The sequence below is a fragment of the Neisseria sp. P0021.S007 genome (genome assembly GCF_051956855.1).
In genome coordinates this window covers 1-456 of the sequence record NZ_JBQCXA010001601.1, presented here as the reverse complement: position 1 = coordinate 456, position 456 = coordinate 1, and the positions used below count along the sequence as shown (strand labels likewise).

General features: G+C 54.2%; 1 protein-coding gene. It reads left to right on the top strand.

Annotated features, from left to right (window positions below):
• Window positions 1–224, top strand: a 224-nt coding sequence (locus tag ACTHUR_RS20480; protein ID WP_440400634.1) for a DUF2339 domain-containing protein, incomplete at its 5' end; no start/stop codon positions are given.
• Between the last annotated feature and the right edge of the window lie 232 nt (window positions 225–456).

The following is a 456-nucleotide window of genomic DNA, read 5'->3' as shown; positions in this document are numbered from 1 at the left end:
TCCTGATGGTGTACGGCAACCGCCGCAAACTGCGCCCCTTCTGGATAACCGGCGCGGCGCTGATGGCGATTGTCGTCGTCAAGCTCTTCCTCATCGAGCTTTCCAACAGCGGCGGCATCGCCCGCATCGCCTCCTTCATCATCGTCGGCGTGCTGCTGCTCTTGGTCGGCTGGTTCGCGCCCGTTCCGCCTAAAGCAGTGGAAAACGAAGAGGACAAAGCATAGTCTAGCCTCCCAAAGAAAAGGTCGTCTGAAAACCGATTCAGGTTTTCAGACGACCTTTTTAATATGGAAAACGTTACAGCCCGATTGCCAAGCAGTTCAATATACCGATTAAGCCGCCGGCATCAGGGCAAACGTCCCGAGCGATTATTTCAGATGAATCGTCGGTTGATAGCCTTTTGCCTCTTCCGAACCGTCAAACGGCACAACAACGCCATCCGCGTAAGTCACATAC